This is a genomic window from Amycolatopsis sp. NPDC031561 (assembly GCF_055580625.1).
The window spans coordinates 1-25315 of record NZ_JBVILA010000033.1; the positions used below are offsets into that span (position 1 = coordinate 1).

Consider the following 25315-nt stretch of genomic DNA (forward strand, 5'->3'; position numbering starts at 1 on the left):
GCGCCCGGTATGGTCATGAACGGCTCGCGGGACGAAGGCAACCTCGTCTCCAACGTGAAGCCGAGCCAGATGCCGCCGGGCCGAGGAAACCTCGTGACCCGGAAGCACGGCAAGCAGCTCATCCAGATCTCGTGGCTGGACGAGGACTCCACAGCCACCTCCGGAAGGCCTGGTTCGGACACTTCAGGCTGAGCAACGCACCGCTCGAAGCGGAGGGCGCCCCTGCCTACAAACTACGCCTGGACAAGCAGGGCATCACGGCCACGGCCTTAGCCACTAACACCAAACTCCAGGCTCGCAGGGGGCGGCATCCACCCAACCACGCCGCCGCCTTTCAGCACGTTCGCAACAGCCAGACCGCATAAGTGAGTAAGTGGCTGATGGTGTCGCCTCCGGAACTTACATCGCCGCTCGAACGTCCTCTTCTGCCGATGAGCGGTGTTCGCAGGGGCGTGATCGCGGGGAGGGCACCTGCGTTTGACTGGACCGTTTGGGCGAATTTGGTTGCTGTTATGAGATGTCTGGTAACTGTCGGCAGTGATCTGGCGACCTGTAGGGGTGCTGCATCGAGTTGTGGATGGCGGGGCTGGTGGTTTGTTCGCTGCCGGAGGGGAGGGGCAGTGTCCGGTCTGATCGTGGACGGTTCGGGGTTCGAGCTGGTTCTCGGTGAGGAGCGGGTCGGTCCGCGGCGAGTATTGGGGGATTCGGATGTCGATTTCCTGAGGGGGATCGCAGACCGGTATGCGCGCGCGAGTTCCGCTGATGTGGTGCTAGGGCTGGGACGTGAGCTGTTCGGCTGGCTGGACGGCGAGCAGGGGCAATTGCATGCCTGGCTGGAGCGGGCGGTGGCACCGGTGGTGTTGGAAGTGGCGGGACCGCAGTGGCCTTCCGATGCTGAGTGGCAACTGCTGCGGGCACCGTTCGAGGTGTTGGCGTGGCCGGGTGGAGGGTTCTTGGCCGAGGACGGGATGACCCGGTTTGGCGTGGTCCGTCGGCTGGGCACGGCGTCGGTCTCGGCGGAGCTGGATGGCTACCGGCTTGGGGTCGCGTTCATGGCTTCGTCCCCGACCGGGCCGCACGAGCTGGACTTCGAAGCTGAGGAAATGGCGATCCTTGATGCGGTGGGTGATACTCGCATCGACTTGCTGGTCGAGGACACCGGGGATCCGGCACAGCTTGGGGTGCGGCTGTCCAGCGCGGACCTTCCGGTCGTCCATTTGTCCTGTCACGGATCCAACAGCTGGCCAGGCAAGAACGGCGAAGCTGGCGCGCCGGTGCTGCTGATGGAGGACGAAACCGGCAGTGAACGCCCGACGACAGCGTCCGAGCTGGTCGCCCTGTTCCCCGGCGGCGCGACGCGGCTGGTTTTCGTGTCGGCGTGCCTGACCGCGACCGGCGCCGACAGCACTCCGCATCTGCCCGCGGGCAACGGGCGCAAGGCCGGCCCCGGGCCGGGCGGGCAGGGGGAAATGCTGGCCCATTCCTTGTCGACCAGTTTGATCGCCGCTGGGGTTCCCGCCGTGATCGGCTGGGACGGTTCAGTGCAGGATCACGCTGCCACGTTGTTCGCTAAGCGGCTGTATCAGGAGCTGAACAAGCAGGTGGATGTGGCGGTGGCGGTCGGTGATGCCCGGCGGGCGTTGCTGGCATCGGAAGATCCGGGAGTGCGGGCGGATTGGCATCTGGCCCGGGTGTGGCTGGGGCCTACCGGTGGCGGGCCGGTGGTGGCCGGAGACCGGAAGCGGTCGTTGGTGTCTGCCGTGCACGGCACGAAACGGTTCCTGGACCGCAAGCAGCAAGTGCCGGTGGCTCAGGCGCAGATGTTCGTGGGCCGTCGCAAAGAGCTGCGGCGCGCTGTGCGAGTGCTGCGCGATGGTGAGAAGGCTGGGGTTCTGCTGCATGGGCAGGGCCGGTTGGGCAAGTCCAGCCTCGCCGCCCGGATCGCCGACCGGGTCGCCGGCCAGTACGCCGTGGCGGTGGTGTTCGGCGACTACAGCGCCCTGGCTGTCCTGGACGCCGTCCGGGAGGCGGTACGCACCAACACCGCCGCGCGGGAGCTGATCGACAGCCGTCTGCCGCGGGTACGGGAGCAGGCGGAAAAGGTCGGTGAGGTGCTGCTCGACCTGTTGTTCGGGCCGTGTGCCCAAGCGCGTGATGGACGCAAACCGGTGCTGCTCATCATTGACGACCTCGAACAGGTCCTCGTGGCTTCGCAGGGCGGGCCGCACCGGGTCGCCTCCGGGCATGCGCCTGTGCTGTCGGCGGTGTTGCGCGCTTTCGACACCGAGGAGACCGACAGCCGGTTGCTGGTGACCAGCCGGTTCACGTTCGTACTCGACGGCGCCGAAGCCCGGCTCGAACCTATTCAGCTGGGGGCATTGCCTGCGGTGGGCCAGCGGAAGCTGCACCGCCGCCAGCAGGCTCTAGCCCCCGCTGCCCAAAGGGCCGAGCGCGCCGTTCTGGCCCGCCGGGCGGTCGCGGTGAGCCGGGGAAACCCAGGTCTGCAGGACCTGATCTGCCTGCGCCTGGTGTACAACGAGCAGGTGTCGGTGTCTCGTGCGGATGCCGCGGTGACGGGGATGGAGGAATACCTGCAACGGGGAAATCTTCCCGAGGAAGCCGAGCTGCGGGAATTCCTGGAGAACCTCGCCGTGGACGTGCTCCTCGAGGAGGCCGGCACAGCCAACGCCGCTCTGCTGCGGGCGGTCACGCTGTTCGACCTGCCGGTCCCGGACACAGTGATCGGCCTCGTCGCCGACCTCGTCGGTGGATCACCGACCCGCCTGTCCGGCCTCGGGCTATTGGAGCCCCACGGCGATGCCGCGGAGCCGGGACACACCGCGCTGGCCGTCAATCCACTGGCAGCCGGCCGGGTCCCCCCACTCACCTCCGAAGAACGAGCAGTCCTGGCCGAGGCCACCGTCGAGGCCCTGCTGGCCGCCTGGACACCGCCCACACCATCGCGCAGCAGAACCACCGAGGAGGATCTCCAGCTGACCCAGTTGGCACTGCTGGCGGACAATCCGGCCATCACGGCTCTCTGCGCTCAGGGCGCTGTCGCGCACCTGCGAACAGGCCCCGCCGCCACCGCTGCCGCGATAGGAGGTGAGGCGATCGCGCTCCTGGACCGGCACAACCACCCAGTACCCCTTCCTCTCCTGCGTGCGGTGGCGGCTGCAGCTCTCACCAGCGGTGAGGGAGAGACCGGGCAAGCGTTGCTGGAGCGAGCCGCGCGAAGGGTCGCCGCAGGCGATCATGACGATCCCGTCGAGCAGGCTCGGGTCATGGCCGAACAGGCGCAGCGTCTGATCACCACGGGCGATCTGAGCAGGGCCGAAGACCTGCTGAACCAGGCACGCGATCTGTTCCTCACCGCGGGTTCCGACGGCGAAGCCGCAGTGGCATCCGGCCGCATCGGCGACATCGTCGAACGGCGGGGGGATTACGACGAAGCTCTGCGCATCCGCCGCGAAGTCGAACTACCGGCTTTCGAGCGGTTGGGCGATACCCGCTCCGTCGCGATCACCTCGGGCCAGATCGGCGACATCCACTTCCAGCGGGGGGATTACGACGAAGCTCTGCGCATCCGCCGCGAAGTCCAGCTACCGGCCTTCGAGCGGTTGGGCGACACCCGCGAAACCGCGATCACCTGGGGCAAGATCGGCGACATTGTCGAACGGCGGGGGGATTACGACGAAGCTCTGCGCATCCGCCGCGAAGTCCAGCTACCGGCCTTCGAGCGGTTGGGTGATACCCGCTCCGTCGCGATCACCTGGGGCAAGATCGGCGACATCCACTTCCAGCAAGGGGACTACCAGGAAGCAACATCGCTCCAGCTCAAACGACTAGAGACAAACACGAACCTAGGTGACCTCGACGGCATTGCCGCAGCGAACTGGGACCTGGCCCAGATCCACCTGGCTCAGCAAGACTACGAGTCCGCAGCACCCAGGCTCGTCGAGTCCTACACGATTTTCAGTCGCCTCCAACGCGCCGATGGCCTCGCCATCGTCGCCCTGAGCTTAACCAGCCTGCTCGCGGCGGCCGATCAGATCCACGATGCCCAGCTAGTAGCCAACGAAGGCCTTCAGGCCGCTACGAAGATTGGCGCGATCCCTCTCGTGGAGCAGCTGACGAACCTGCTCGACCACCTCAACCAAGGGAACGACGAACGATGATTATTCGTATCGAGAGCGACTCCACCGTCGGCTTGACATCTGCCAAAGCCAGCCTTGGCGACCTGATCGGCGAATGGGGATACTGCCTGCGTGAGACCCCGCCGAACTGGCCAGACTCCAATGACGCCACCCGCGAAAACGAGAAGTCGGTCGACCCAGTCGCGGTAGCCGCGCTGATCGTTTCCATCCCCTCGGCCGCGCTCGCCGTAACGGACCTGGCAGACCGCATCCGCAAGCGCCGACGAGCACAAGACCTCATCAACAAAATCAGGCAAGATCTCGACGGGAACACCACCCTCGAACTGATCACCGACGACGGCCCACGTGACCTATCCGAACTGAGCCCCGACCAGCTCCTCGACCTGCCAAAATCGGAAGACCCACATGCGTAGCTCCAAACCGAAACTAGATTCAGATGACCACCGTCAATTGCTGTATAGAACGTCCGCCCATGCTGCTGAGCGTCTACCTGTCGGGACGCGCGCTCAAGCGGACGACACGAGGTCGCTCCGGCAGGATGGCGGCATGTCGGAACACAGGTACATGCCGAACGAGTTGCTGGGCAGGCTGGTCGGGTCGCGGCTGTACTCCGTGAACTTCGTGTATGACTACGTCCAACTGCACTTCGACGGACCCGGCGGCGACCAGCCCATCCTCACCTGCGACGCCATGCCGACGGTCACCGTCGTCAACGGCACGTACACCGAGGGCCGATCCGGCTACGCCGACGCACTACGGTCGCTGGTCACCGCAACTGTGGTCTCCACCGAGGAAGTCACCGGCACAGGACTGAGCCTCGAACTCGACACGGGCATCCTCGCCCTGCACCCGACGCCGGCCGAACTCACCGGACCCGAGATCGCAAACTTGACCGGCTTCACCGACGGCCAATGGATGTGCTGGCGCCCAGGCGAGAACTCCTTCGAAGACCTCGCTTGAAACAGCCACGTCACCAGCCCATGCCACGAGGAGTTGCGCAGACCGCACCATCGGTACCGGATAAACATTCACTCATGCCGCTGATGGAGCACTGGCTCCCTAGGTTCATCAGGCTGACAGAACAGGACCGGCTGATCAGGATCGGTTAGCCCAATGTCGGAATACTCGTTGGACATCTGTGTACCATGGCTCTCCGTTGCCGTGCCAGCCTGCGCCAGGCGCTCCGCTCTGCGAGTTGACGACCAGCGCCGTCACCGGAGGCTCTTTGGCGTTGCGGCAATCGTTGGCCAGCTTTTCCAGCACACGAGGCATCTCGTTGCGCAGCTCGATGTTCTTCAGCCCAATCGCAAGCCCAAGTTCCTTGTACGTCACGATCGACCGGCGCAACGCGGCCACGACCAGCGTGGCTCTTACCTGCAGGACCAGAGCGTCTCGGTTCTCCTTACCCATGGTCATGTGGTCGCAGCGTGCATCCTTTACGTTTCCGTAGGTAGCAACCTCACACCGCGCCCGCAAGAACCTCGACCGGCACCCGAACTACATCCTGGCCGCGTACATGGCGTCCGCAACCTGACACCAACACACTGTCTCGCCGATGAGTGGGCACTCCGCCTGAAAGACCCCATCGCGACCGGCTAGTGGCGGAGGCTGATCCACTGCCACTGCGGTGCCCATTCTCTGTCGTATGAACGCGACCAGAGGTGTCCTTCACTTCCTACGCCGACGCACCAGACGCGAAATGCACTGGTAGTTGCTCCAGCCACATCGACGAGGTCATCTGGAGTTCCAAGGAAACCCCACTCCGACCAGACTTCGCCTCCACCATGCCATCGGTCGGCGAGACCACCCGCCTTGTCGACTACGAAGATTTCGCGCTGGCCCACAGCCTGGCGGAAGGCTGTCACCGCCTTTGCCGACGAGCCTGGGTGACCCCAATTCTCCCACTCGTGCCAAGTTTCATTTCCGTACCAGCGGCGCCACACGTTGCCGTCTCGATCGAGTAGGAAGTGATCCAAGAAATCATCGTCGGGCGAGAACGCTGCTACGTCTGTTCCCCCGGTGATTCCCGCGTCACACCACCCGGACCACGTTGAAGAGTCGTCCCATTTCCATGCGTGCAGCACTCGGCCATCGTCCAGCACTGTGTACAGCTCGCGATGACCAGCTTTTAGGCTGGCGGCCGAGATTCGCACAACACGCGCATGCCCAGACTCCGCGGCCGGTACGGGCCGCCACGACGACCATTCTCCTCGGTCCCTCCTGCGACCATGGATGACGCCATCCCTGTCGACTACGTAGTACTCCATGACGTCCCGCGACGGCTGCACAGCGGCGATGTCCCAAGCTTGGCGGGAAAAGGGGTGCTCGGTCCACTGCCCCCAGCCTCCGCCTTCTCGAACGGCGGCTGACATCACAGCACCCAACGCCGTGGCGACTACGACCTCCATCGCGCCATCCCCGGCGTCCGCCGCAGCCACAGCCCGAACTCCCTGGCTTCCGGCAGACTGATTGCCTCGGAGGACGGCACCGGCCGACTCCGAGCCGGAACCGCCCGACGCACCGCCGGCGACAATCACGGCTTGATCCGAAGCTGTCTGGGATGCCGTCTGCTCAGCAGGGACATCGGCAGCGGCGACGCGTCCCTGCCGCACCGCAACCGCCGCCACCGCGACCAGCAAACCGCCGATACCCGCAATCCAGCTCAACCCCTCCACCACGGGCCGGACGCTACTGCCCTGATCACCCAGCCAGGCCAGCAGGCCGCCGAACCGCAGCACCGCCCACACCGCCAGGCCACCCGCTGCCGGCCCCGCCCACGACCTGCCACACAACTCCCTACGTCCCACGCGCTCGGCACAACCATCCTGTACTTACTAGTCGTGGATCAGCCGCAGAACGCTACCCTTGCGCTCGAGTTCCCGACCGCAAAGAACGCACTCTCATGCCGCAGGTCGGGCGAAGCTACGGCTGTCCAGGCGCTTCAATTGGCCGACCGCCATGTTCGGCTGGCAAGATGAAGCGCTCAGTCACACATAGGTGCGGTCGCGCGTCGCTGCTGTGCCATGCCCGCGCAACCCCGGTCAATCCCGGCCCTGTGTCCCGATGGCGGTCGTCGGAGTGACTCCCATGTCGTGCCACTCGTTCTCGACGTGCTCGATCAGCAGCAAACCGATCCCCACGCACAGGCCACCCACCAACCCCAAACCGGTCATTCCCAGAGAGAACGAAAAGACGGCGTCGGGTGGCATGGTTTCCAGCTGTATCACGGCGGTAGTCGTAATCACGGCGCCGATCGCGACCACGGACGCGATCCTGGCGAGAAGACGGCTATCACGCAGCAACATGCGCACCGCCTGCGCGGTGCCATATACAGGCGCGAGCAGGGTCGCGATGACCAAGGGGACGTTGAAATCCGCGTCGATCCACAGCAACGACATCAGTACCGCGGGCAGCGCCCCAGAGTACAGGGCCGCCTCGGGCCTCAGCAGCGGCAAGTGGAACACCACCACGGCGACGACGAACAGCGCCAACCCCATGGAGACCATCGGGCTGAGCGGTGATTTGCCCAGGCAGAGACCGATAAGGCCCCAGGTCGCGGCATACACCCCGCCCACGGCGATCGCTGCCAGAATGCGGAGCCGTAACACCGCAAGGCGCCTCGATCGCGCCGTCGTTCCGGGATCGACGGCCCGGTGGACCATGGCGGCGAACAGAAACCCGAGCGCGGTACACAGCTTGAAGGTCTTGCCCGGCCGGCTGTCGATGGTCGCCGACCGCTCTTCGGCGAATTCCGCGGCTCTGCTGGGCTGCTGGATCGCGCCCGCCCAGCGCAGGACCTTGTGGGCCAGCCACGGCGACATCTCCGTGCCCTCGTTGACCAGGAGACCCAGTACGACCCCGGCCACCACGTCCAGCCAGCTGTTCACGAGGCACCTCCGGGCAAGAAGCGGCGGATCGCCGTGTCACCGGCGGAAGCCGGGCGGCGGTGGGCCAATAGCGCGGCCGCTTCGACCCGGCCGTTCGGTGTCAGCCGGTAATAGCGGCGACGCGGCCGGACTTCCCCGGCAGGTAGTTCTTCCCAGGTGCCGGTGATCCACCCCCACCTCTCCAGGCGTTCCAGCACGCCGTACACGGTCGGCCCGGTACGCTTGATCGCTTTCATGATCGTCCAGCCGTGCGGGTCCTGGCCCTGCTGGAAGCCCGCGACGAGCACTTCCAGTACGTCCAAGAGCGGCCCGGTGATCCGCCTCGCCTCTGCCACAACGCTTATCTTACCTAGGTAGGATTAGTCCGATCCGGTACGACTTCGCCACGGACGTTCAGCTGGGGCCATTGGCGCAGCCCCGCAATGGATGCTGTTGCTACCCCAAGGCTGCATGGCGGAGGCCCGATGAGTCCTAGCACGCCTCTCCTGCACGCCACAGGATGACGACTTGAAATGAACACGCATGGCAAACGTCCGCTCATGCCGCTGACCTCGCGTATCGGCGAAGGTTCGCTCATGTCGACGAGCGGGCAAAGTTGGCACCCTTGGCGAGCGGCCTATTTGCTTGACGTCATGAGGGTATCAGTTGATTCTTTCTCAAAGTACCATTAATGAGGCGCGATCCCAGTGTGCCGTCGCTGTTTATCTGATAGTAGCCTTCCTCGGCTGGTCCATCGAAAAGAATTCTTAGTGACTCGCGGGCGTCCTTGACGCTATGCAGGAGGGTCGATGAAGCGATGACGCCCTGACTGATGTCGCGAATCTTCTCAAAAGGGTGATAGGTGTGCGGGTACGACAACTCACCTGTGTCGAGGTCTTCATGGGCATGTCCAGCCCTGCTGTACCTGCGCATCACCTGCCCAACTATGTTGGTCATGGTCAGTACATGTGCGCCGACGGCGGCTACCTTGTCCACTCCTCGCGCCGCACGATGAAGTCGGGAAGCCACATGCATGAGCGAGAAACGGTTGCCGTTCGAGTCCTTCGTCCAGAAGGACTCCACGACAGGGCTGTAGCCTATGGGCCATTTCCAACTCGTCTCGAGCCAGTGAATACTCTCCACATACACGGTACTCAGGCGGCCGTCGGCGAGCGTGACAAGTGCGGTGAATTCAGAGTGCTCGACGAGCACTCCCGCAGGCTCGGCGTAGTCCCAGATACTCAATTCGCTGCCCTTCGGTCATTGTTTGTGCACGTAGTCGCATTTATTCGGATCGCTGCATCCCGATGATTCGCGCGGCATTGCCAACTGCGTGCACTCCTACTTGATAGAATCTTGTTTCAGTTGATTTCACGTAGACAAGCCAGGCGGTGGTGTGTGGGCTGGCGTAGCTGGCAATCGCAGTCAGATCGTTCAGATCCACGCCCATGGACGCCGCCAGCTTGCGTAGTGCGAATTTGACTACTTTCGTCTCCTCAGCAACAGGAATGTCGCTCGACTGCTTGGCGCCGTAGTAACTTCGAACAACGGTGGCGAGATTCGCCAAGGCGCTTATCTCGCTGAGAACCGAGTCAACCGAGAAGACGGTCCAACTGCTGCTTACCACGTCGCGAAATCGAGGTTCGGCAGACGTCGATGTGTCGACGCCCGCCGAGCGCAGCATTTGAATGAGCACGTCCTCTGCATCAGAATTCACGATGTTCCCCCGGGGTCATGGCCACTGTCGTCACCATTGCGGCCCGCGCTTAACTGTCGCGCGGCCAACGCTCTCAGCTCTGCCGCCTCGCCGACGATGTGTTGGTTCTCGCGAAGGGCGCCCACGCGCTCGAGTTGCTTTGCGGCGTCAACGAGCTTGGCCCACGAGCCGTGATCACGATATAGGTAGCACAGCCGTGTCCATACCCAAGCCTCCGTGCCGAGATTGTTAACGGATTCGACTATTGACAACGCCCAGAGAAGCGCGTCTTCAGCCTCCTTCACCCGGTTCAGGCCGAGGAACGTGCGGGACTTGTAGACGACGATCCAGATGAGACCGTCGAGGTCATCGACATCGCGATAGATCCTTTCGGCCTCGGTCTCAGCCTCAAGCGCTTGCTCGTGCATCCCTGCGACCTCATACGTGAGGCCTAGATAGCCCAATACCCATGTTGTGTGTCGGCGCTCGCCGCTAGATCGGGCAAAATCGAGTGCCCCGGTCAAGTTCGCTATCGCCGCGACGTGATCGCCGCAGTCGCGTTGTTGAGCGCCCAAGTGGGCGAGCACCCAAGATCGGTTTCGATCAGTCATGCTCAGCTCGAGCAGAGGCATCAAGAGGCGGATAGCGTCATGGTTGCGTCCCCGGTCGCTCAAGTGCACCGCCAGTGTGACGCAACTGTCGATGAGCGGGGAGACTCCGCCGAGCGACCGTGCAGCAATGAGACCGTATCGCATCACGGCCTCGGCCTCTTCCAGTTTACCGCGATACGTGTAGTAGCCGTGCAGTTCTCGCGACAGGTCGAAAACCAATTGCCACTCTTCGAGCTCCAAGCCAACGGCCGCCGCGGCGAAAGCGTTGGCACCTTCACGGTCGCGCCACGGGAGGCTGCTGATGTCGGGCACACCATCACGGGAATGATCGGCGCCGAGGTCGCGGACTTGCTCGGTGTACCACCGAACCGCCCGGACCGCGGCCGCGCGGGTATCGCCCGGTGCTGCGTCCTGCTCGGCCACCTGACGGGCGAGCGTTCGGTAGAGGTCGTGTAGCGCAAACCGGCCGGGCGACGCGGGCTCGATGATGCTCGCCGTGACGAAGATGTCGAGTTCCAGGGTCGCGGCGCTCTCCGGCATCTCCAGCACGGCTGCGGCGACCTCCAAGCCGAAGTCCGTGCCGGGGATGGCGGAGAGCAACCGAAAACGCCGTTGCTGATCTGGATCAAGAGAACGGTAGCTGAACGACAGGCACGCCAGCACGTCGATTTCCTCGCTGCCGATGCTGAGCGCCCGCAGGCGAGTCTTCTCGTCACGTAGGGCGACGACCAAAGATTCAGGACTCGTGCCGAGTTGGATGCGCGTACCGATCGCACGCAGGGCGATCGGTAACCCACGTCCGATGTCGAGCAGAGGCGCCAAACGGTTGCTGTCAGGTGTCCCGCTGATGCGGAGCAGTAGCTGCAGACCTGCCTCATCGGAGACGGTGCCGATGCGCACAACCTTCGCGTGCTCGAACGCGATCCCGCTGCGCGAGGTAATTAGGACCAGGTGTTGTCCGTTGGCCGGCAAAAGAGCTTTAATCTGGTTGAACTCGGCGACGTCGTCCAGGAGGAACAACGAGCGGGTTCCGCGCAGTGCGGTATTCCATCGCGTCTTAAGATCGATGACGTCGTCGCCCGTGGCGTCACCGATCTGATCGAGCAGAGCTGCCATTGCGGCAACTGCGTCGAGGGTGGTGCCATCTCGGTCTTGCATCTTCAAGTAAAGGTGGTGGTGCGGCCAGTTGGCGCCGAGACGGTGCGCTAGGTGGACGGCCAGCTTGGACTTCCCGACACCACCCATGCCGGTCAACACGATGAACTGCCAGCCATCCGCCACGAAGCCCGATACCTTCGTCAGTTCGTCCGTGCGATTGGTGAAGTCGACGATGTCGCGTGGTAGGTGAGACAGTGGCTGTCGGGTGAATGTGTTCAGCAGAGTCAAGTACACAGCATTCACCGCACGCTGAGGAATCGGCTCCCCGCCGTGGTGGGCTGTCGACAATCGCCACAGTTCCAGTAAATCCTTCGAATCGGCCCATCCGTTGTAGATTTCGACGGCGACTGCGACCTCATGCACCGTCTTCCAGTCAAATCGACGCCCACCGTTCATCAGGTACGAAATCGACGTGTGACCGCGATTCATCTTTTTCGCTAGGTCGCGCGCACTGAGGCCGTGGCGGGCGAGGGCTCGTCGCAGGATGTCGCCCAGCGCTTCCGGAGCCGTCATGCGGTCGGGAAGGTGCGGGTCTGTCATCTTCGAGCCTCCGCGATCGAGATCAAGATCTGTCCCGGTTTCGTTCCGCTGTTGTCCCACCCCCTGCCGTTGAAGTCGTCGACCCTGGCAACGTCGTCGGCGTCGGCACAAACGAGGGAGTAGGGCATGGTCAAACACATCTCGCGACGCGGCTGGTCAAACGTTATGGCTGTCGTGGCGAGCCTTGCGGCGCCGTGGTGGCTCGCGCTGATCCTTGCAGTGGTGGTGCTCGCCCCCACCGTCGCGGAGTTCGCGCTCCGGTGGCGCTTCGGCGCAAATGTGATCGCACGAGCGCGCGAAGACGAACTGGTGAAAGTCGTGGACGTGATCCTGAAACTGGGAGAATCGCGAGAAGCGTGATCACCGTGAATCGGTTCCCCAATGCGGCGGGGTATATCTACGCGAGAATGCGCCAGTGGTGAATGGAGAATCTGTGTTGTCAACAGGTAATCCTCGGTTTAAGCGGGGGTTTGTTATCGTAGCGCCAAGTGGGCGGACAAGCTACTGGCCTTGAGACCCAACTTGTTGTCCAAGACCCGACAAGAAACGGTCGCATGTCGGGCACTATCACTAGGCGGTCCGGTGCTATGGCTCGTCTGTAGCGTCTCGGTACCCCTGTCGGAATAGCCAGCGCCTGCCGCCACGCGCCCGGCTCCGACGGCCACCCCACCGACCTCCCCTCAACCAGCACTCCACCGATCTGGCTCCTCACCGTGATCGAACCGCCGCCCGGCCGGTCAACTACCACCCGAACGTCACGCCGATCCGACACATCCCCTGCAGGAGTCCGTGACGCGTCGAGTGAGGCGACGATGTTGGTCACCATATTCTGGATCCGGAGGTAGACCATGTCCTCCCGGTCCACGGGCTTGCAGATGTCGATGTGGTTGGTATCGACTTCGACCGGCTGCACCTGTGGCAACCCGGGATCAGCCGACCCCTCATCGACCACCGGACCCCCTTGGTCGGCCTGTTCTCGAAGAACACCAGATGCCTGACACCACCTGCCTCGTGGTGAACCCAATTCCGGTGGCGCTTCGTGATCTGCCGCAAATGCGCACTGTTCCGCTCCAGATCCTTCACAGCAAGAGTGCCGCGATAGATCCTCCCGAGAGCCGTCGCCGCTCTCGTCAGACCAGACCCATTGTGCGGCGTTCCCAGAACCACCACACCCCGAGCGACGTCGGCGAACGACGCGAACTCTGTACCACCGTACGCCGCGTACAACAACGCCTCTTTCACAATCAACCCGCCCATGCTGTGCGTCACGAACACCAACGGCCGCGCACCCACACCACGAGCGTGCAGTGTCGCCAGCACATTGACCGCACGGTCTTGCATCGGCATCGCATGACCGCGGTACCCACTCGACCACGCGTCATAGCCCTCCGACCACACCGCGGGCCCGGCACAGCATCAGCCAGCCACTCCGGCCAAAACCCGTTATCACCCCCACAAGAGCAAGACCGGCGCGCGTCGCCGTCCAAATCATGCAGGAACACCACATCCACCACACCTGGTCAAGAGCACGCACTGGAACAGCCTGGTCAACACCCATCCCTCTCAGTCATGCACGTGGCTCACCACGACGGCGACCGACCAACGCGCACCGGTACCACCACCCTGCGCCCGTACCGGGCGATCGGCCCGGTCAGCAGTTTCGACGCGGCTCACGGCCGCAGCAGCACTGTCACAGGCCACTCACTCGCTGAGTCGCCTGCCCGCGCCGCACCATTACCGCGCGGCCCGAGACAATTCGGTCACGACCAGCGATGGCAGCCAATTGAGTGAATCCCCGACACCAGGCGTAACGCCACGGCGACACCGCCCCTACGCACTCTCATGCCGCATATCGGTCATTCGGGAACGCAGGGTTCGTCAATCGCCAATCCGACAACCGGTTCCACTTCTGCGGTGCTGTCGGAGGTCCCACGACTGGCAACGTGGTGGTCCCACGATGGCTGCAGGCGACACGCGTCCGTCGCAGCAGGTCGGGTGTACGACCGGGCGGAGGCTACGACGTAGGTTCCGGATGCTTGTTCGCCAGTTCTCTCGCTTTGGTGAGGCGTTGGGCGAGTTTCGAGTGCAGTGCCCCCGGTCCGCGACCTTCCGGTGGGCACGCACTCTCCCAGCGTTCGAGTACAGCAACCTCTTGGCTGTACTCCTTGCGTTTGCGATGCAGGATGGCTGCTCGCTCGGTGTACGCGTTTGCGGGTTCGCGGCCGCTAATCGCCGCTTCCTTCTCCGCGACCACGATCAAGGCGTAAACGAGGGCCAACGCCTTGGCGGCCTCGGGCTCACCGGCCTTCGACAGTTCCTCTACGTACCGGAGCCACTCCCACATCGGTTTGCCGAGAAGGTGGCCGGGCTGGTCCCCAAGGTCTACGCCGCTCGCTACCTCGCGGATCACTCGGTCCAAGTCGACGCTTTGCGCGACAATTTTGACCGACGACACTTGCTCAGCCCTCATACTGGCGTCGCGGATCCGGAACCAGGAGCGGGCAACATCCCTGAAGCGCTCGACCTCTGCCCCTGAGTGCTGGAGTTCCGCAGCCTTCTTGGACGCGCGCCACCAATTACCCCCGTGCCGATCGGCGCTGGTTGAGCCCTCCGACTCCATAGGCAGAGCAGGAATATCGAACCCGGCCGGTAGCGGGTCCGCCGGTTCGCTGGCATCAATTCCGGCCACCCAGCGGCAGTGGGCGAGCCATACGGTCTCGGCAGCACGTTGGTCGGCGAGCTTCTTTTCTGCCGCAGCATGTGCCTGTTGGATGTCCGCGGTTGGAACAAGGCGCGTGATTGAGTCCAGAGAATTCACTCCGAACTTCTCGACGTAGGAGTTCACGCCGATGGCGCCCACGATGATGGTTGTTGGGCCGTCGTGCCCTTCGACTATGGCCCATTGCCCGACAGTAGGGAGCGTAGGAAGCGCCCAGCGGTAGGCATACGCGTGCTCAGGATCGAAGTTCCTGAGCGGTTCTGGGTTCGTCAGCTCTCGGAACGCGCATAAGACCACGGCGTCGGGTTGCTGGCGTCGCGTCTGGCGTGACTGTCGCGAGAAGAGGCCCACTGCTGGAGTCTGTCAGACGACGGGCTGCTGGCGCAGGTCCTGTGATCCGGACGCGCTGGATGACGCCTTTGTACCGCGTACTGGATTGGGGCGGGTCCTTGTCCCGGCAGGCTCAACAAGATCTGCGACAGCGCCAATTCTTGAGAGACCCTTCCGGGCTGACCGCCCTGGTCGGATCAACGGTCCGCTGGGGCGTTGATTCACGCGAGGGGGTGTGGTTCTTCGGTGAGAGCTGCGAGCGCTGCGGCTACTTCGTTGATGCTGGCGCGGACGTAGGTTGTGGTGGTTCCGGCATCGCTGCCGTGGTCGCTGTGTCCGGCGTAGGCGCGGGCTACGGCGTACCCGAAGTTGCGCTCGACCCAGGTCAGGGTGGTGTGGCGCAGCCAGTGGGTGGAGATTTGCTGGGTGGCGACCCAGGGTAGGTGTTTTCCCAGCCGGGTCCAGAGGTGGTCGTAGCGGCGGCTGGTGATTGGTTGCCCGTTGCGGTAGCGCAGCAGTTGCCCGTCGTGTGGCGCGTGCCGGTCGTGCGTGTGTTGTTGCAGGTGAGTCATCAGCGTGGGGGAGACTGGCTGCCAGCGAACCGTCTCGCCTTTTTCGCGGAGGAAGATCAGGCACTGGGCTGGATCGAGGTCCTGCGGCCGTAGGGCGAGCGCACCGCCACGGCGGCACGCGGTTTCGGTATGCAGTCGCAGCAGGAGGGTGTCGAGGGCGGGGTCGTTGCCGGTGGTGGCGGCGGTGTGGTTGATCTCGGCCAGCCGGTCGCCCGCGACCGCACGGCGCGTCGACGGCAGTCGTGGGGGTTTGGCGACTTTACGGGCTGGGTTGTCGCCGGGTGCGATGAGGCGGTCGTCTTCGGCGTGCCGGTACAGGCAGCGCAGGGCGGCGATGAGGTGTTCGCCTGCGCTGCGCCCACCGCGGGCGTTGCGCCCACCGCGGGCGTTGCGGCGGGCGACGACGTTGGTCTTGATGTGCTCGACGAGTTGTTTGATCTGTGACGGTGTCGGCTCGTCCAGGCGGCGGTGCCCCCAGTGTTCGAGGATCCGGTTCCAGTAGGAGGTGTAGACGCGGCGGGTGCCGTCAGAGACTGCGTCGGATACGACGGGGATGTATTCGGCGAAGGTCGGCAGCAGTGGCCGGGTGATCGGCTCACTGATGAGGTCTTCGGCGGTGACACCGATCCGGGCCAGCAGCAGCCGGGCGGCGTCGAGATCGGCAGCCCGGTCCGCCGACGCGCCCTGGTGATGTTCGGCGGTCATGCGGGACCACCACCCAGCAGCGTTGCGTGGCAGTCGGCGAGCAGCAGGTCGAGCACTGATGGTGGGTGCACGAGAAGCAGGTCGCGGTCGGGGTAGGCGGCGAGCAGCACGCGATCGCCAGGGCCCAGTTCGCAGCAGTGCCGTACATGTGCGGGAAGGCGTAGGTGTCCCTGGCTGGTCATGCCGAACACACCGCGGGGGTCGGTGCCGATCACCAGCGTTCCGTCGGTGACGCTGATGGCCAGCGGTGTGCCCGCCACCCAGCCCAGCGCGGTGAACACCGTGCGGTCGGCGACCCGCCCGCGACTGTCCACGGCCGCTAGGCCGTAGACGGTGGCATCGGCGCGCGGTGTGGGAACCGTGGGCAACGGTAGCGGCCGGTTCGACGCGGCCATCGGGGAACGCCCACCCCGGGCAGGCGTGGCAGGGAAAGTGACCGGGTGAATCACAGCGCCGGTCATGCCCACCACCGCCGCGGCATGCGGCGCGTGGTCCGGCAGAATGCCGGTTCAGGGTGTTGGAGTGCGTTGAAGCACCGATACATTAGACGTAGCAGTGATGCCACGAAAGTGTGTCCGAGGGGCGAGTTGCTCACTATCCACACGGCTACGACTACTCGGATGAGACATACGCATGTGCATCCGACCCCGGTCCAGCTGAGCCACCAACCCTTCTTTGACGGTGACCAAAGTGCTGCGTCAATTGGGGTCGAGAGTGACGCGGACCGCGCCGCGCCTAATCGAGCGCTTGAACGTCTTTTCGACCCGTAGGCGGCTCCGTGTCATGCCGGAGCTCGCGGCCGGAGTACCGTGAGCGTACCGTTAGCGTTCTGACGCTTCTTCTCTTCGTGGTGCATCTCCCCGATAGACTCGACGAGCCCATCGAACAGGTCGGGGCTGCCAATGCACTTCTGACAGCGTTGAACACGGCCAGTAGCTCGTCGAATGGAATACGATTTCCGCGCGACCAAATCAACGGCTACGATGCACGGTCAGCGACTACGGCGGCTCTCAGTTCGGATGGTATCGAGCGCTTCCTTCATCTCAAGGGCTGTGGTGAAGCGCTGCTCGCGGTAAGGGGCGCACGACTTTATCAGGAATTCGGCAACGTCCACAGGGAGGTCCTGCCGAACTGTACGAGGGTCGACAACCGACTCTCCGACCAACGGGTTTGACCCGGGATACGGGTGATGACCATCGCAGAGCAACTGATACAGCAGCACGCCGACAGCGAACAGGTCGGTGGAAACATCCCATCGAGTAAGGTCCACGTCGGGGGCTTGGTAGGGTGGCGTGCCAGATCGGGTTCTGACCTCGTCGCCCACCCGTGAGGCGATGTTGAAGTCGAGAAGCTTCGCTCCGGCGCGAGTGAGCATCACGTTCAAGGGTTTGATGTCACGATGAACGAGGCCCTTATCCTGGAGCTCCATCCATTCTGAGAACTCCCCTTCAGAAAGCTCACCCACGCGGCGCTTTTCATCAAGATCTTTTAGGCGAACTGAATCGGGATGTATTGCTACTAAGGCGTCAAGGATGTCAAGCGTGACCTCGATCGCCTCGCGATCACGAAGGTGGTGCTTCCCTGTGGCGTACTCGTCGAGTGATTCGCCGTCGATAAACTCGGTGATCAGATACCAATCTCCAACACTGGTCTTGCCAGCCCAGTACACTTTCACTACATTGGGGTGATCAATCTTGCGAAGCGCGGCAATCTCTCGACGAACCGCCTCGTAGCCAGCCGCGTTCTCGAATAGCTTCAACGCACGTTCCTCGTCCTCGACGTCATCGCGAACGCGGTATACCTTCGAAAACCCGCCTTGGCCAAGGAAATCAAGAATTTCAAATCGCTCGTCAATAACGTCGCCGACTGTGTAGTCGGCGGCCTTCGCGCCGATTGACGACTTAACCTCACTGGGGTCCGGTTCGGGCAGCACCTCGCTATCTCGTTGCGCACCCTCCACGGCGCGCTCGTTCTCTGCGCGCAGGCGATGCTGTACAGACTCTTCGCAGTAAACGACGCGTTCGGGTCGGGCGTTGAGACGATAGCCAAGATCGACCTGGCCGAACTCAGCGGCACCAATCCGTGCCTGCTGCTCCTTAACCCGCCTGCGCAGCTCGAGTGCGAGCTCGGCAGCCCACGTCAAGGCGTCGTCCGGCACCTCCATCGTGGGATCAGGCCATAGAAGTTTCAGCAAGCCATTGACCGTATTGTTGGCGGCTTTGCGGTCACGTCCACTGAGATGACTTCCCCAGGAAATTCGACCGTGCATGGCGTCGAGCCGCGACGTGCGTCGAAGCTGACTCCAGCACTCTGCGAGGAAGTCACTCACAAAACCGAAGCGGGCGGTAAAAAAGGACGGGTCGAGCTTCGGAACGTCCCACCCGGGCAAGTAAGCATGAATGCGATCGTGGAATGCCGTATCGTTGCACATCTCCTTTGGCATGGGTCCGAAAAGATGGCTCCGCCGCAGCTCCTCGTCGACGTCGACGTCAAAGTTCCCGACCATGACTATCCCGCCATCGGCACGGATGCTTTCCTTGCCGCGGCTAAATTCGCCGGATTCCATGTAACCCTTGAGCATGTTGACGCCTTCCTTCGTGTCGAAAGACACGCCGGAGACTTCGTCGAAGCAGATGACGTCGTACTGGGCCACAAGCCCTCGCCGACCAGACGCGTTGTTCACGAACATGTTCGCGACTGTCGCTTTTCCGCCAGAGACGAGGTGCGCGTACGGTGACACCTGCTGGAACAGGTGCGATTTTCCAGTGCCGCGCGGGCCGAGTTCGACAGCATTGTAGTTCGGCACGACGAACGGGATCATACGGGCAATAAGGATGTCTTGTTGTCGACCTGTGAAGCGTGCCGGTTCGAAGCCGATGCTACGCAGTAGAAGGTTGCGCCATTGGTCGAGAGTGAAGCGGGCCCGGCCGCGGACGAACGTGTCGAGCGCGTCGCGGGTCGACATTTGGATCGGGCGGACAGACTCCACTCGAAACGGTTGTCCGCCGGAGTCGCGTGCGAGTGCAGCGATGTACTCGAGGGTAACTTCGGCGTAGAAGCCGCCCGTGAGCATTCGATCATGCTCGTTTACCAACTGGTCTGAGATGTGAATGTCGCTCAACTGCAGGCTGGGAAGCTCGGCTTTATAAGCGTCTGCTCTGGCGTCGAGCCGCGCTCGGAGCAGGTCGATGACCTTGACTTTGCCTTTCTCCCGGGCACGTGACTTGAACAGCTCCTCGTCGCCGGCGCGAACCGTGCGCTCCTTCATCGACCGCTCAACTATCGCGAGTCCTTCGGCAATTTCTTCAGGATCGGTCGTGGCGCAGTAACGGCCGAGGAGGAATTCGCCGACGTAGGTGGGCACCGGGTATTGTCCGCGGAATTGCTGGGCGAGGTCTTTCCTGACCAGATAGCCCTCGAATGCCTCGGCGGCGAGTTGGTCGAGCTCGTCCGGTGCGGTCATCTGTTCCTCCCTACCACGACCTCACGTTGAGCGAGAATCTCGCCACTCGGAGCGATGAGCACGAGGTGAGCGGACTCGCCTTGGTGCTCTTCGTCGGGAACGATGAGCGACACTTTGCCGGCGCTTGCCGTCTCCTTTGTCTGCTCGGCAATGCTGGTCCTGGGCTCGGCGGGCAAGCCGCGGAGGTCGACGACCACTTTGTCCGTTACGCCAATGAACTCGACCCGGCACTGCAAGCCGAGCCATTTCACTTTGGTGAACTCAGGCGCGTGCAACGTGGTGGATTGCGATCCAGTGCGGACTGTGAGCCGCGGCACAATGCACTCTTGTGGGCTCACGCCGCCGTGCTCGTACACCTTGTTGGCCTCGAAGCAGGTGGCACCGGGAGCGAGTGCAATCCGCACGCCGTCGTCCCAGAACCAAGGCACGGTCGGGACGTCGACCGCAGCGCCCTCCTTCAGCCGGGCGCACCGGCCCTTCTTGACTTCGGTTGTCGCTGGCGGAAGCTCAGTTTTCCGCATCCCGCCGGGAAGGAGCACCCAGCCGTGGTCGGTGACGATCTCGACCTGTTGCCAGCCAGCGTCGAGAAGTTCCCGGATGCGGGCGGTGATGCGGTCGACCTCCTCATCGAGGTGATCAACGAGTCGGATGCCCTCGTTGTGACCTCGCTTGTCGATCTCGCCGGTCTCAGTCCAGGCTACGCCGGAGGGGTCTCCGTGCTCCGTGGGACCGAGTACTTGGACGCCGTTGTCTGCCATGAGACGGCCAAGCACCTGGATAGATGCCTTCGTATGTGTCGCCGCATTCGCGGCATAAAAATCAGGTCCTGCGGCAAGCGTTCCCGGCGCTGCTGGAACAAGTGCGGGCTTGGCCGTCTCTGTGACGGTCGGGAGCGCCGCCAGGCTCTCAGTTGCGGTGACGCGCAAGCCCGCGCCCGTTAGGCGCGTTTGAAGTCGGCGGGCGATGTCGAGGCGCAGGCCATCGATAAATACAGTGACAGTTCCGACTGTTGTCGACGCCGGAGTACCCGATTGGTAGGTGTGTGCGTTCGCCATAGGCCCGATTGCCTGCTGAAACGCCCTGGCACCAACGTCAAGCCACTCTCGGTACAGTGCTGCCGCCGCAGCCGACACTGCCTCGCGGTCAGCGGGGCTCCTCGCGGCGGCGAGCGCGCGCACCACCGCGTCGTCGGCCCGCCAACCCCGGGCGGCATAGTCAGCTACGAGCGAGCCGAGACCGCCGGACGGGAGCGGCTGGCCTGTCAGCTCGCCCAGAGCGACGAGTTGCTCGAGCGCGAAGGCCAGTGGCGCGTGGTCGAGGTCGGCCCATACAGTGCTGCGTCGGGAGCCGTGTTCAGCTTCCAAGCGGGCTACTTCTCCACGGGCGCCGTCCGACGTGAGTATAGGGAATTCACGGAGTTGGCAGCGAAGCTGGTCCTCGGCGTTCTCGTTGTCCTGTGGCCAGGAATCAGCATGCTCAAAGATCAGCTCGTCAGGGCGTGCCTTGCGGAGCTGGTCGACGACGCCAGCGTAGCGATCAGGAGTCTCGGCGAACCGCTTCCATGCGCTTGCCCACGCGCCCTTGCGGCCGCCTAATTTCCGGGCGGCGGTGACTTCGCCGTCAAGGGTCGGATTGAAGCCGTAATCTGCTTTGCACTGCTGCACGAACGCTGTCCACCGTGTGTCATCGGAACCGGTGCGGAAGCCCTGTGGATCGTCGAGCCATCGGAGAAGACTACGAACGGGATCCTCGTTTACAAGCTCAAGGAGATAGTCGGCGTCGAGTGTCTGCTTCGAGATTTGGTCGATCGATTCGTCGAGGAGGCGGCCGAGCGCGAGAAGCAAGGCAGTGTTCGTACCGGGATCGTCGGCGATTCGCAACCCAACACCACGCTCGCGGTGCGACAGGAGCGTGCGCACCGTCCAGTCGCGGGTGGTCGGGTGCGAGAACCAATGGCTTCGGTACTGCAGCTCTGCGATCGGCGCGAGAGACGCCGGGCATGTGTCGGCCGCCCGCAACGCGCTCCGGCTGACGTGTGGCAGATATACGATCACCGGGCCGTCGGAAAGGTAGATATCTATCGTCCGCGCTACGACGCAACGTAGCCAGTACGCCGGACCGAGCCTCGCTTCCGGATCGTAATCGCCAAGGGATACGACGGGGAGGTATTCGTTTAACCGGCGAATCACTGGTTGCCATTGAGCGCCTTCGTCAGGCCAGAGAAGCGCGACCGGCGCTACACTCACGCTAGAGTTGTACGCGTCGCGCGCAGCACGCACGCACGCGACGATGCGCTCCAAAACGGTGTCGCTCACGCCCGCCCCGTTCGCTTCCGCGCGTCGACTTTTTCGGCCAACGTCAGGTGCTTGTCATTCACACGCTCGAAGCCATCTGAGCTCTTGCCGCGGTCTTTTCGCCACTTGATGTTGAACGGCGTTCGCAGCACACCTCCTTCAACGAACGGGCGCACGTTGAGTCGTACACCGTCGTTCAAGTCCGGCTCCCATCCAATGGACTGTTCGTGCATCTCCTTCCATCGTACGTACACGTCGAGTGGCGCATCGCCGCCGAGGATCGCTTCTAGCTTCCTTTGCAACTCGAGTGCGGCCGACAACCGCGCCTCTGCTCCGGCGACCTCTTCGCGCACTTCGGCGCGCTGGCGTTCCACCCAGTCTTGGCCAAGGTAGGTGTAGGTCAGCTTCTCCAACATCCTGCGATCAAGCCTGTGGTAATTGATCAGCGCCGAGAACCCGTCGCGCCGCCCATCCCAGACGTGCCACACAAACGGCCGGTTGGCGAACAGTGCACAGTGTTGTCTAAAGAATTCGTCCCGCAGCCAGTCGGCGAGATTTTTCTTTTTGCTGCCGGCACGTTCGAGCAGCTCTCGGAGCTTCGTTGGTGACCACGCGTCTCCGAAGGCTGCGCCGAGCAGCTGTTGAACTCGGTCTGCGGCTGAGTCTTCGCCGGCCACCGAAGGTAAGCAGACAACCCCGTCGCTATCCGCGAGCGCGTCGAGATCATCGGACGTTGCCTGTTCGGGCCAGTGATAGCCGACGAGTCGCGCAACCGCGACCTGCAACGGCGCCGTCGATTCCTCCGGCCGTCCCTCGAACAGCCACTGGGTCGGATCATCTGACCGCGGCTCCGGCAACGGGCCAGCCTTCTCGGCCGTCTTGCGCCAACGGGCGAGGTCGAACGGCACCTTCGCGAGATCTGCAGTTGTAACGTATGGGCGAGCGTTTATTTGGCGAACAAGCTGCCTGTACTCATCCGAGGAGACAAAAGCCCAGACCGCAGGCAGGTCTTCCGGATGCTTCGGCAGCAAAACTGCCGTGTTGTTGTCAAATGCGCCACCGGTGAATAGTGTTGCGTGCAGGTCGCCCATTTGTTTAACTGCGACTCCTTGTTGCTCCCATGCTGAGAGATTCTGTAAACGGGCGCCGGGTTCACGCGATAAAGCTCCAGTCCCGCCGTTCCAGTCGAGAAGGTGCTCTCGGCCCGTGTAGGGCTTACAGGCAAGCGCTGTGCTCTGCAACCGAATCCAACGTTTTCCAGAGTCTGGAAGTTCCCAGAATTTGCGAATATAGCGGAATGAATCGCCGGTCTGCACGCCTGTTGCAGCCGTGCAGAATTGCTCCAGCAGGTCCGCTCCAGAAATTTGCGGTTGCAGAACGAATCTCGCCCCAGGGTTTCCGAGCTGAATCTCGGCTCGGATCGCGATAAGAGGCGTCTCTCTTAGTGTCAGCGGCTTCTTGTCGACTGATCCATCGCCAATATCGAAAGCGGCGATGGCATCTCCCTTCTTTGAATTTCGAGGACCGATAATATTGAGAACTGTATGGAATTTGAAAAGCGGATTAGAGACGCGGTTCTGCCAGCAGTTATTTCCCAGTCGCGCCATGCATTTAAAACTATGATTTTGAAGAATCCACCTGCGAAGATTCTCAAAGGTACTCTGCTGATGCCAGCTTTGCGGAGTTACGACAGCTATCCAGCCGCCAAGCTCGAGCGAACGAAGTAGGAACGTAATCGATAAATCCGCGACACCTTCCGTGTAGCGACGCTCAATGTGACGACGAAGGGATGGTGCTTGCTTCGATTTGCTCAGGTAAGGAACGTTGGTTGCAACAAGTGTGTACGAACTGACAAGCAGCTCTGCGGCGCGAGCTATGCCAGTAGCGTCGCTCCCCAGTACCTCAGTTGCTGGATCGCTCGTCTCACGCAGCGCCGCAGTTGACAGCAGAGGAGCGATCTCCTCCCAGTCGACAACGTCGAGGGGGAGTTGCTGAAAAGTCGTGCCGTTAAGTTCCAACGGGCTGGACGGGTCAATCAAGCTACCGAGTGTGTCGGCATCTTCGAAGAGTGCGTGCAAGCGCGTCAACGCCCGCTGTAGCCGATGGTCGCCGTCGGCGAGCGTCACCCATTCGTCTAGTGTCGACTTCACCGGAATCCCCGAGCAGGCGACGTGCGGGGTGGGCAGTTCTCGCCATCCGGCACCTTGCTTCCAAGCTGTCAACGCGACAGCAAACATCGCGATCTGCACACAGCGAGGGTCAAGTTCCAACCCGAAGAGATTATCGCGCAGAACTGCATTTTGCGCGGCAATGGGGTCGAGTGCTTCTTCTTCCGCGCGCATCTGCCAGAGCATTGAGAACGCCTCGACCAAGAAATGGCCCGAACCGCAGCAGGGGTCCATGACGGTAACCTCCGCAACATGCTCAGGCCAGCCGTCGAAGGAGCTGACCGCGGGACGGCCATCGTCGTCAAAGCGGAGGTAGTCGAAGTCTTTGACTAGCGGGCTGTCGGGGTGCTGAGATGCCCACCAGGCGCCGAGCGAGTTCTCCAGCAGGAATCGCACCATGTAATTCTCGGTGAACAGCTGGGTCACTGGTCCAAGGTCGGCGCCGCCGACCTTGCGCTCCGATTCGTTGACCTCTTCTTTCTTGTCCTTCTGCCAGAACTGGTACACCCAACCGAGCGCGTCGTCGGCTCTGAAAGTCTCCGTTGGAATGGCGTCCAGAATCTGCTCTAGTGCGTGTCGGCCTTCTGGCGCGAGCCGCAGCCGGACGAAGGGATCGTCGAGGCGGAAGATCCCAGGAAGGATCTCGGCAGCGAACCGCGCTGCAACAGACCATGCATCTGGCTCTTCGAGTTCAGAGGCCAACTCCTCGCAGTCAGCAAGTGTGACCGGTGCCTTGTACTCAGGATGCAGCAGCAGATCGTTCTCTGCTAGAAACCGGGCGAACAACAGCCGGTGCCATTGTTCATATGCGCACTCGGCGACGAGTAGTTCGCGGTCCCCGCCGAGCTGTCGCCATTTGGCACGAAATCCATTGCGGAGGGCGGCTTGGCTGGCAGTAAGGTGCTCGGGGCGGCGATCGGCGAAGACGCCAAGACTCTCAACAGCAGCGCGCGACGCGCCCTCCGCCGCACGGCGGGCGGCTAGCACTGACACCTCGAGATGCTTGCGAAGCGAAGCAGAGAGAGTGCGCAATGTT

Annotated in this window: 18 protein-coding genes; 5 read left to right on the forward strand and 13 right to left on the reverse strand. The window is 62.9% G+C overall.

The genetic code is table 11. The annotated features are described in order from the left end of the window. From ACZ5IK_RS39970 to ACZ5IK_RS39985, 4 genes are all read left to right on the forward strand, one after another. Positions 1 to 192, forward strand: a 192-nt coding sequence (locus tag ACZ5IK_RS39970) for a hypothetical protein (protein WP_465492451.1), incomplete at its 5' end; no start/stop codon positions are given. 428 nt (positions 193 to 620) lie between these two features. Next, positions 621 to 4178, forward strand: coding sequence for a tetratricopeptide repeat protein (locus ACZ5IK_RS39975; protein WP_465492452.1), 3558 nt, complete (start codon positions 621 to 623; stop codon positions 4176 to 4178). Further along, positions 4175 to 4570 (forward strand): hypothetical protein, encoded by a 396-nt coding sequence (locus ACZ5IK_RS39980; protein ID WP_465492453.1) that lies wholly within the window; start codon positions 4175 to 4177, stop codon positions 4568 to 4570. Before ACZ5IK_RS39975 ends, ACZ5IK_RS39980 begins: the two co-directional genes overlap by 4 nt. A 133-nt stretch (positions 4571 to 4703) precedes the next feature. Further along, entirely contained in the window at positions 4704 to 5117 is a 414-nt protein-coding gene (locus ACZ5IK_RS39985) for a hypothetical protein (protein WP_465492454.1), read from the forward strand. A gap of 135 nt (positions 5118 to 5252) precedes the next feature. Here the strand turns inward: ACZ5IK_RS39985 and ACZ5IK_RS39990 are convergent, their stop codons facing one another. The 7 genes from ACZ5IK_RS39990 to ACZ5IK_RS40020 all read right to left on the reverse strand — a co-directional run bounded on the left by ACZ5IK_RS39990 (position 5253) and on the right by ACZ5IK_RS40020 (position 12028). After that, on the reverse strand, positions 5253 to 5573 hold the full coding sequence (locus tag ACZ5IK_RS39990) for a hypothetical protein (protein ID WP_465492455.1): 321 nt from the start codon (positions 5571 to 5573) through the stop codon (positions 5253 to 5255). A gap of 179 nt (positions 5574 to 5752) precedes the next feature. Continuing rightward, a complete protein-coding gene (locus tag ACZ5IK_RS39995) occupies positions 5753 to 6835 on the reverse strand; it encodes a PLL family lectin (protein WP_465492456.1) in 1083 nt (360 codons plus the stop codon). Between the two features lie 363 nt (positions 6836 to 7198). Continuing rightward, on the reverse strand, positions 7199 to 8044 hold the full coding sequence (locus ACZ5IK_RS40000; RefSeq protein ID WP_465492457.1) for a hypothetical protein: 846 nt from the start codon (positions 8042 to 8044) through the stop codon (positions 7199 to 7201). Further along, the gene (locus ACZ5IK_RS40005) at positions 8041 to 8379 is read right to left on the reverse strand and encodes a PadR family transcriptional regulator (protein ID WP_465492458.1); all 339 of its coding nucleotides are present in this window, start codon (positions 8377 to 8379) and stop codon (positions 8041 to 8043) included. The genes ACZ5IK_RS40000 and ACZ5IK_RS40005 overlap by 4 nt, the downstream gene beginning before the upstream one ends. Positions 8380 to 8674: 295 nt before the next feature. Beyond that, a complete protein-coding gene (locus ACZ5IK_RS40010; protein WP_465492459.1) occupies positions 8675 to 9268 on the reverse strand; it encodes a hypothetical protein in 594 nt (197 codons plus the stop codon). A 40-nt stretch (positions 9269 to 9308) separates the two neighbouring features. Continuing rightward, positions 9309 to 9740, reverse strand: a complete 432-nt coding sequence (locus ACZ5IK_RS40015; RefSeq protein ID WP_465492460.1) for a hypothetical protein — start codon at positions 9738 to 9740, stop codon at positions 9309 to 9311. Then, positions 9737 to 12028 carry an NB-ARC domain-containing protein gene (locus ACZ5IK_RS40020; protein ID WP_465492461.1) on the reverse strand — a complete coding sequence of 764 codons (2292 nt, stop codon included), beginning with the start codon at positions 12026 to 12028 and terminating at the stop codon, positions 9737 to 9739. Before ACZ5IK_RS40020 ends, ACZ5IK_RS40015 begins: the two co-directional genes overlap by 4 nt. Before the next feature lie 126 nt (positions 12029 to 12154). Between ACZ5IK_RS40020 and ACZ5IK_RS40025 the strand changes: the two genes are divergently transcribed. Beyond that, entirely contained in the window at positions 12155 to 12388 is a 234-nt protein-coding gene (locus ACZ5IK_RS40025) for a hypothetical protein (RefSeq protein WP_465492462.1), read from the forward strand. A 1654-nt stretch (positions 12389 to 14042) separates the two neighbouring features. On the opposite strand, the gene ACZ5IK_RS40030 is transcribed toward ACZ5IK_RS40025, so the two are convergent. From ACZ5IK_RS40030 to ACZ5IK_RS40055, 6 genes are all read right to left on the reverse strand, one after another. Next, positions 14043 to 15098 carry a hypothetical protein gene (locus ACZ5IK_RS40030; protein WP_465492463.1) on the reverse strand — a complete coding sequence of 352 codons (1056 nt, stop codon included), beginning with the start codon at positions 15096 to 15098 and terminating at the stop codon, positions 14043 to 14045. A 200-nt stretch (positions 15099 to 15298) separates the two neighbouring features. Beyond that, positions 15299 to 16354, reverse strand: a complete 1056-nt coding sequence (locus tag ACZ5IK_RS40035) for a tyrosine-type recombinase/integrase (RefSeq protein WP_465492464.1) — start codon at positions 16352 to 16354, stop codon at positions 15299 to 15301. Beyond that, positions 16351 to 16668: an AbrB/MazE/SpoVT family DNA-binding domain-containing protein gene (locus ACZ5IK_RS40040; protein ID WP_465492465.1), complete on the reverse strand. Its 318-nt coding sequence runs from the start codon at positions 16666 to 16668 to the stop codon at positions 16351 to 16353. Before ACZ5IK_RS40040 ends, ACZ5IK_RS40035 begins: the two co-directional genes overlap by 4 nt. Before the next feature lie 677 nt (positions 16669 to 17345). Next, a complete protein-coding gene (brxL, locus tag ACZ5IK_RS40045; protein ID WP_465492466.1) occupies positions 17346 to 19817 on the reverse strand; it encodes a BREX system Lon protease-like protein BrxL in 2472 nt (823 codons plus the stop codon). Next, on the reverse strand, positions 19814 to 22132 hold the full coding sequence (pglZ, locus tag ACZ5IK_RS40050; protein ID WP_465492467.1) for a BREX-1 system phosphatase PglZ type B: 2319 nt from the start codon (positions 22130 to 22132) through the stop codon (positions 19814 to 19816). Before pglZ ends, brxL begins: the two co-directional genes overlap by 4 nt. Further along, positions 22129 to 25311 carry a DNA methyltransferase gene (locus tag ACZ5IK_RS40055; RefSeq protein ID WP_465492468.1) on the reverse strand — a complete coding sequence of 1061 codons (3183 nt, stop codon included), beginning with the start codon at positions 25309 to 25311 and terminating at the stop codon, positions 22129 to 22131. The genes pglZ and ACZ5IK_RS40055 overlap by 4 nt, the downstream gene beginning before the upstream one ends. Positions 25312 to 25315: the final 4 nt, after the last annotated feature.